The sequence below is a fragment of the Okeania sp. SIO2F4 genome (genome assembly GCF_010672385.1).
In the GTDB taxonomy this organism is placed as follows: Bacteria; Cyanobacteriota; Cyanobacteriia; order Cyanobacteriales; family Microcoleaceae; genus Trichodesmium.
The window spans coordinates 1-8186 of record NZ_JAAHGT010000408.1 but is presented as its reverse complement, the minus strand read 5'-3'; the positions used below and the strand labels follow the sequence as shown (position 1 = coordinate 8186).

Genomic DNA, 8186 nt, shown 5'->3' with positions numbered 1-8186 from the left:
TCTCCTGCAAGGAGAGGGGTGAAATACTCCCCCTTCCCTACTAGGGAAGGGGGTTGGGGGTTTAGGTTTTTTTTACCCATAATTTTAGTCTAGACGCGGTACTTTTGAACTATCAAAATAATTGGGTCTAAAACCTCACCTTTTAATCAGTTATCAGCCATCAGTTAAATATTTTTTCTAGTTTTATAAAAATAAAAAAGTAAGAATTTAACTTCTGACTTCTGTACAGGTGATTCGCGTAATTAGCAGCATTCCGCAGGAAATCACCCCTACTAACTTCTAACTTCAGAAATTCCCGTTACAAAAACAACTTCTAACTTCTCAATTTTGAATTTTTGACTTTTTAATTCTAAATTATAAATTTATTAACGAGAAGCTCTTACTAACAATAATACTGCCACTCCAAGACCGATAAAATTCGGTAGCCATCCAGCCAAAAAAGGAGTCAAAATTTCTTTTTGCCCCATTGCTCCTGTAATAAATGAAAGTAAATAATAACCAAAAATAATTATCACACTAATACCAAAGCTAGTACCCCTATTAGCCCTTCTTTGCGGTCTAATTCCCAAAGCTGCTCCTACTAAACCCATTACTAAACATACAAATGGTAAAGCAAATTTTTGTTGAATTCTGACTTGGGTTTTAACAACTTTCCGATAATTTCCACTTAGTCGCATTAAATCTAAATATTCATAAGATTGAGCAATATTCATCTGTTTATAAGTACGTCTTTTTCCTGCTAAATCTAAAGGAGCACTAGAAAGCTTTAATTTTTGATGGTCAAACTTGACAATATTACGATATGAACCATCTGGAGATACCAGATAAATTGTCCCATTAAACAAGTCCCAAATATTTTCTGCTGAATTCCAAGTTGCTGTTTCGGAAGAAACTATTTGGTCAACTCCATATTGGGAACGGTCCAAAATAGTTACCCCTTTCATATACTTACCATCAAACCTTTCCGCGTAGAATAAGCGGGTAAGTGTATCGTCTAGACTACCGTCTGGTTGCTCGACTTTCCCAAACTCTGGATAGAAAATATTTTTTTCTTTAAAAGGAGGATTGTCTTGCTCTAGAGTTTTTTCTAGAATCAGAGACCCTTGATAATTGGCATTAGGTACAATTACTTCATTAAGGGCAAAGCTGAAAGCAGTTACCGTCAGACTTAATATAACCGCAGGTATAACCATTCGATAGACACTAATGCCACAGCTACGCAGAGCAACTATCTCACTATTGCCAGACATCTGACTGTAAACCATGAGGGTAGCAAGTACCATTGCCATCGGAAATGCCAAACCAATAAATTCTGGCATTTTGAGTAGAAATACTTGTATGGCAATAGAAACAGGTAGTCCAGATTCTGTCACTTTTCGGACTAACTCAAACATTGCCCCAACTGTTATGCCAATAGATGAAAATAATCCTACACCAAAGAGGAATGGCCCAATTAATTCTGCGGTCATGTAGCGGTCCATGACTGAAATTTTTGGTTCCAATCTTTGGAGGAAAAATAAGGACTTTGAGATACTGCGCTCCATATATTTCAGATTTAAGGTCGAGTCTACAATTCAGAATTGAAAGCTAGGTTGGCTTTTAATTCTGCCCTGATGAAATAGATGTTTTAGGATATTATTCAAGGTTAGCTTAATCTTCATCGTAAAGTTCTAAAACTGAGAAATTGCTGAGAGAAATTTGATTTTGGTTAATTGTATATGGGGATGATTAATAGACCTTTCCGGAAAAGAGGGAGTAGTGAGTAGGGAGTAGGGAATAGGGGGAAAGAATTGATGATTTATCTGTATGGGATTGATTTGATTTTTGATTATCACCAGATGATTAATATATACTAGACCTCTCCGGAAAAGAGGGAGCGGGGAGCGGGGAGCAGGGAGTAGGGCGAAAGAATTGATAATTTATACGAGATAATTGATTTAATTTTTGATTATCACCAGATGTCTACTGAAAACTTGTCATTGCGACGATAGGAAGCAATCTCAGGGGTGGTGCGAGATTGCTTCCTTTCACTCCGTTCCAGTCGCAATGACCTACAATAGCTAATATTAGAATTAATATAATGCCTACAAAAGGAGTTCAGTAGGGTGTGTTAGACGGCTAAAACTTAGACTTTGAAAGGTACTTAACAATCCATCGTAACGCACCATTTTAGTTGTATCAGTCCACCAGGTTTATTCTTCCTCAATAGTATCAGTTTCAAAGTTAACTCCTTCGTATAAAACTTCAATAGCAGAAGTAAATTCAATACTTGATAATGTAATTGATTCTTCTTCTGTATATGCACAATAATGCCAAATTTTTCCCTCGCCACGTTGATAAATTTCTACAGATATTGATTCTGAATCTACTAAAACATATTCTTGCAAACTGGGAAACTGACGATAATATTTAAACTTATTGCCGCGATCGTATTTTTCTGTACTGGGGGAAAGAATTTCAATAATTACTTTAGGGTGTTTGATAAAGTCACGAGATTTTAAATCGTCAGGATTACAACTAATAACTAAATCTGGATAGAAATAACAACTATTTTTAGCATCCTGAACTTTAGCATCAGACACATTAACTCGACAGCCTCTTTGACGGACATGAGACCTTAGAGCTGTATAAAAATTAAGGGCAATATCATTATGAGGAAGACTTCCTCCTGTCATGGCTAAAATTTCTCCATCTACATATTCATGGCGAAATTCCTGTTTAGCTTCCCATTCCAGGTATTCTTCAGGAGTCATTTTTTGATAATCTTGGGGTTGAGCAATCATAGTTTTCTTACAGTTAAATTAATTGTTTTTATCTTATCATTGAATTTATTATAATTGCTATGATTTGTGTAAATAATTATCAAAATAAATATGGCTAAAATGACTATAAATGAAGCTCAAATGAAAGATTCATTGAAAGTAATAATTATTTAGTTAATGCAAGAAAAAAATAGGATTATTAGAGGATTTTTGAAAAGTATGGATTTGGATTTATATCCCCCCTGCCATTCCCTTGACAAGGTTGGAAATACAAGGTCAATTCCCCCTTATTAAGGGGGATTTAGGGGGATCGTAAATGTAGCTTATTAAACAGAGAAATGCTATATGAATTTTGAGTTGAGAAAAAGTTTTGAAAAAGGTTAGCGATCGCTAACTTCAAAATAAATTTGTAATTAACAGAATCTCTAATTTTTGTAGAAGTCTAATACTTATATTTTTCCTATGTTCCTAAATTCGTTTAATTAGTTTTTTCAATTTGCTCTGATTAAATAGGATGTCTTAGAATAGTATCTAATAATTAACTTAATCTGAGTCCAATTTTAGGAGGAGATATGGAACCTATTACTATTGCAATGGCGCTAGCTGCTGTATTGGGGACAAAAGCTTTGGAAAAAACTGGGGAAAAGGTTGGGGAGGCAGTTTGGGATAGAAGTGCTAAGTTGATGAAATATCTGAAACAAGAATCTCCTGGTGCTATAGCTGCTATTGAACAAGCTTCAGAGCAACCTTTGGATTATGGCCAGGCAGTTTTGGAAATGCAGGAGGCAGCAGCTAATCCTGATGTAGCTCGGACAATACAGGAGTTAGCAGCGGCAGTAGAAGAAAATCCTCATCCAAAGTTGACTGAGGTTGTGGAAGAAATTAGAGAAGCGTTAAAGTCTCTGGAGTCGAAAGATGAAAAGAATGCCTACATAACAGCAAAAGAAATTAAGGCAGAAACAGGTGGGATGGTGATTGGAAAAAGTGAAAAGAAAATTGATACGGGAGAAGGCTCAATAGTGGCTGACACAATTGGCAATATTGACAACCGTAAGATTGACAGGCGAACTACCATTTGACTAACTTCGCCTGAACAGGGAAGAGAATTGACTCTCAAGGAATGGCAAGATATTTGTCGGGAAATGCTGAGTAAGCAACTAACCAGCAATTCTCTATTTCACGATGATGAGGAGGCTAAAAAACACCGAGAACAAATTTATGTCCCACTGGCACTGGTGGAACGGAAAAAGTCTGAGAAACGGCAACAAGATGAATTATCTCCCGAACAGGGAACGAAACTTTATGAACCCCAATATGAGGAAAAGCAAAGATTTACCCACAATACATTCTTAAAACAGATTTTACAGCAAAAACAAGGCAAAAGTCAAGGCAAGAGAATTGCTTTAATTGGTGAACCGGGGGCGGGCAAAACTACTCTGTTGCAAACTATTGGGAATTGGATATTGCAGGAAGGGTTGGATTTGCCTGTGTGGGTTTCTTTGGCAGATTTGACTCAAGATGGGAATTTGAGGAGTCTTGAGGATTTCTTGTTTAATTCTTGGCTGCCTTTTTCTCCAGATAAGCGCCAGAAGGTGCAAGATAATTTTACTGAACAATTTCAACAGAAGCGAGTTTGGTTATTGTTGGATGGGGTAGATGAAATTGCTACTTCTGGCAGTCAGACTTTGCAAAATATTTCTCGTCAACTTTCGGGGTGGGTGGGTAAAGCGCGGGTGGTGTTGACTTGTCGTCTGAATGTTTGGCAGGCTGATGTGAATGCTTTGTCTGATTTTGAGACTTTTCGGTTGTTGGATTTTGATTATCCTCAGCAGGTAGAGCAGTTTATTGATAATTGGTTTAATTCCCCTCAACCCCGTTTTAATCCCCCCCAACCCCCCTTTGAAAGGGGGGAGCAAGAGCAAGAGCAAGACTTTGTAAGGGGGGAGAATAGTAAGGGCGATCGCTTAAAGGTGGAATTGGGTAAAGAGGAAAAAGCACGGGTGCGAGATTTGGTGCAAAATCCTTTGCGGTTGGCGCTGTTGTGTCGGAGTTGGCAGTTATATGAGGGAAGTTTGCCGGAAACTAAGGCGGAATTATATGGTCAGTTTGTGGAGCAGTTTTATCGGTGGAAGTGTGTTCCTTTTCCAATTAAGGAAAGTAAGCAACGGGAATTAAATCTGGCGTTGGGTAAGTTGGCGAAGGATGATATTGATTCTAGTGAGAGTCGTTTTCGGTTGCGTCAGGATTTTATTGTTGAGAGGTTGGGGAATGCTGATGATGAAAATTCTTTGTTTTATCTGGCGTTGCAAATTGGATGGTTGAATAATGTGGGGGTGGCAGCAGAGTCACCGACGAAAAAGGTGTATGCTTTTTTTCATGCCACGTTTGAGGAATATTTTGCTGCTTTGGTTATTGATGATTGGGATTTTTTCTTGCCTCGCGAACATAAGAATAAACCTGTGAAGGGGAGGCGTTATCGTATTTTTGAGCCGCAGTGGAAGCAGGTGATTTTGCTGTGGTTGGGGCGAGAGGATGTGGAGGAGAGAGAGAAAGAGGGGTTTATTGAAGCTTTAACTAAGTTTAAGGATGGGTGTAAACACTTTTTGCCAAAGAAAAAATTAGATACGAGATTTTATGAATATCAGGCTTATGTTCTTGCTGCTGCTGGAGCTGGTGAATTTATAAACTACACTAAAACTGATAAAATAGTCCAGAAAATAGCTGATTGGGGTCGTAATGTCTCCTGTTTCCCGTATTTTCCTGAAACGGAAATACTAGAAATCTTAGGGAAAATTGACCCCGAGAGCAATCGTTTGTGGTTGCATTTTTTGAAGTCTAGGGACTATAATATTCGCAGGCAAGCAGCAGAAAGCTTAGGGGAAATTGGCACAGGCAAGATTGACAGTTTGGTGGATTTGTTGGGCTCTACTTCTGATGATAATATTCGCGAGCAAGCAGCAAAAAGCTTAGGGAAAATTGGCAAAGGCAATCAGAAAGCCATTGATAGTTTGCTGCATTTGTTGGTGTCTAATGCTGATGATTATGCTTGCGGGCTAGCATCGTACAGTTTAGGGGAAATTGGCACGGGGAACGAGAATGAGATTAATGCTTTAGTGAATTTATTGGGGTCTACTGCTGATGATTATGCTTGCAGACTAGCAGCGTACAGTTTAGGGAACATTGGCAAGGGGAATGAGAATGCGATTAATGCTTTAGTGAATTTATTGGAATCTACTGCTAATAATGATATTCGCAGGCAAGCAGTAGCAAGCTTGGGGGAAATTGGTAAGGGTAATCAGAAAGCCATTGAAGGTTTAGTGCATTCGCTGGAGTCTACTTCTTGCAATTTTCTTTGCAGGCAAGTAGCAGAAAGCTTAGGGGAAATTAACCCCAGCAATCAGGAAACCATTGATTATTGGGTGCATAAGCTGTGGTCTATTAATGATAATGATTATAGTAGTCATTATATTGATTATTATATTAAGCTGGCAGCAGAAAGCTTAGAGAGAATTGGCACGGGCAATCAGAAAGACATTGATAGTTTGATGCAATTGTTGAGAACTGCTTGTGATAATTTGACTCGCAGGCAAGTAGCAGAAAGCTTAGAGAGAATTGGCAAGGGCAATCAGAAAGCCATTGATGTTTTGGTGCAATTGTTAGAGTCTGCTACTGATTATCAGACTCGTATCCAAGCAGCAGCAAGCTTAGGAGAAATTGACCCCGGCAATCAGAAAGCCATTGATGGTTTGGTGTCCTTGTTAAAGTTTACTGTTCCTTCTTGGGCTCGTATCCAAGCAGCAGAAATATTAGGGCGAATTGACCCTGGCAATCAGAAAGCCATTGATGGTTTGGTGTCCTTGTTGAAGTTTACTGTTCCTTGTTGGACTCGTATCCAAGCAGCAGAAATATTAGGGCGAATTGACCCTAGCAATCAGAAAGCCATTGGTGTTTTGGCGCAATTTTTATGGTTTGGCGATCACTGTGATTCTGATCATGCAGCAGAAAGCTTAGAGGAAGTTTTAGTAGAAGAGAATATGGCAGAAGTCGTTACATCCTTAAAAGACAACTTATACTTATTATCAGTTGTAGACCTATCAATATCAAATTACAGCAATTTCTATAATCGCTTCCAAATATGCTATACAACAATCTGGAAATGTGCCCAAACTTTGCCCTATCCAGAATTTTATCAAGCTTGGCATCTTCCGTTTCTGTTTAAAAGACCCGGGTTGTTTTTATGGTTTCCCATTTTCCTTTTACCACTATTAGTCGCAATGATCTGGAACTTTGTGTCAAGATTAGTCAGAATGATCTGGAATTGCGCTAAAACTCTCCCCTACCTGGAATTTTTGTTAAAAAAATTACTATATTTGTATCATCCCTTGCACAAGTTAGTTGTAGGAATAGCTACAGTAATATTTGAATTAGTTGCAGTAATAGCTACAGTAATATTCAAATTAGTTGCAGTAATAGCTACAGTAATATTCAAATTAGCTATAGTAATACTGCCAAATCCTCTCACATATATATTTCTCTTAATATGGCTCCCAGCCTTTTTTCTAACCTTTTTTCTCTTTAAGAACTTATTACTTAGTATCCTAGAAATTTTAGCCAATCGTTTGATATTTGCTACTCGTCCGATGAATACTCAAGATTGGTTAGTAGTAGGGTTAACATTATTAGTCCCTGGAGCAATAGTCTCTGGAGCAATTTTCCTATGGATAAGAGACAAAAACAATCAAGTATTCTACTTTAACCGCAGCTTTTCCCATCTCAAAAAATTGCTTCCAGACTTGTTAGTAACCTTTTCCACCCGAGTGTTAATTGAAGAACTAATATTTCGGGTCTTATTACTACCCCATCCAACTGAGCAAGTTTCAACTACTTTATGGCGGTTGGTAATATCATGGTTATGGGTAGGATGGTGGTGGTTTGTATCTATTTGTCTCCAAATAGTAGTCCGGCTCCTATTATGGGAAAACAGAGAACGAGGGAAACATTGGAATTTTGCAACACCAATTAACCCAATTCTAGCAGTAATTTTGGGTATAGGATGCACAATCATATACTTACTAACTGGCAGTTTGTGGGTTGTGCTAATTATTCATTGGGTAGCAGTTGTGATTTGGCTATTTTGGTCAGGTGGTACACAAAGGTTTTATGGAAGTAAGTAATGTAAGGAGGTATCATTCATCATGTCTCAAGAATTATTAAATGAGTTAATCAGTAAATCAGAAAAATTAAACATTGAAGAAAAGCTTCAATTAATGCGTTATTTATCAAGTCATCTTCAAATAAATGATAATTCAACCCCTAAACCTGGGCGTAAATGGCGTGATATTCAAGGAAAAGCAACTTATCCATTAGTAGGAGAAGATGCTCAAGAATGGGTTTCTCGAACTCGTCAAGAAGCCACAGAAAACA

General features: G+C 37.9%; 5 protein-coding genes. 3 read left to right on the top strand and 2 right to left on the bottom strand.

Annotated features, from left to right (window positions below):
• Positions 1-365: 365 nt before the first annotated feature.
• Positions 366-1544: an LptF/LptG family permease gene (locus F6K22_RS23165; RefSeq protein ID WP_293103292.1), complete on the bottom strand. Its 1179-nt coding sequence runs from the start codon at positions 1542-1544 to the stop codon at positions 366-368.
• Positions 1545-2192: 648 nt separating this feature from the next.
• Positions 2193-2783 (bottom strand): Uma2 family endonuclease, encoded by a 591-nt coding sequence (locus tag F6K22_RS23160; RefSeq protein WP_293103289.1) that lies wholly within the window; start codon positions 2781-2783, stop codon positions 2193-2195.
• A gap of 551 nt (positions 2784-3334) precedes the next feature.
• Here F6K22_RS23160 and F6K22_RS23155 point away from each other — a divergent pair.
• From F6K22_RS23155 to F6K22_RS23145, 3 genes are all read left to right on the top strand, one after another.
• Positions 3335-3841, top strand: coding sequence for a hypothetical protein (locus tag F6K22_RS23155; protein WP_293103286.1), 507 nt, complete (start codon positions 3335-3337; stop codon positions 3839-3841).
• A gap of 27 nt (positions 3842-3868) precedes the next feature.
• Positions 3869-7936 (top strand): HEAT repeat domain-containing protein, encoded by a 4068-nt coding sequence (locus F6K22_RS23150; protein WP_293103283.1) that lies wholly within the window; start codon positions 3869-3871, stop codon positions 7934-7936.
• Positions 7937-7957: 21 nt separating this feature from the next.
• Positions 7958-8186: hypothetical protein (locus F6K22_RS23145; protein WP_293103280.1), on the top strand; the 229-nt coding region annotated here is incomplete at its 3' end.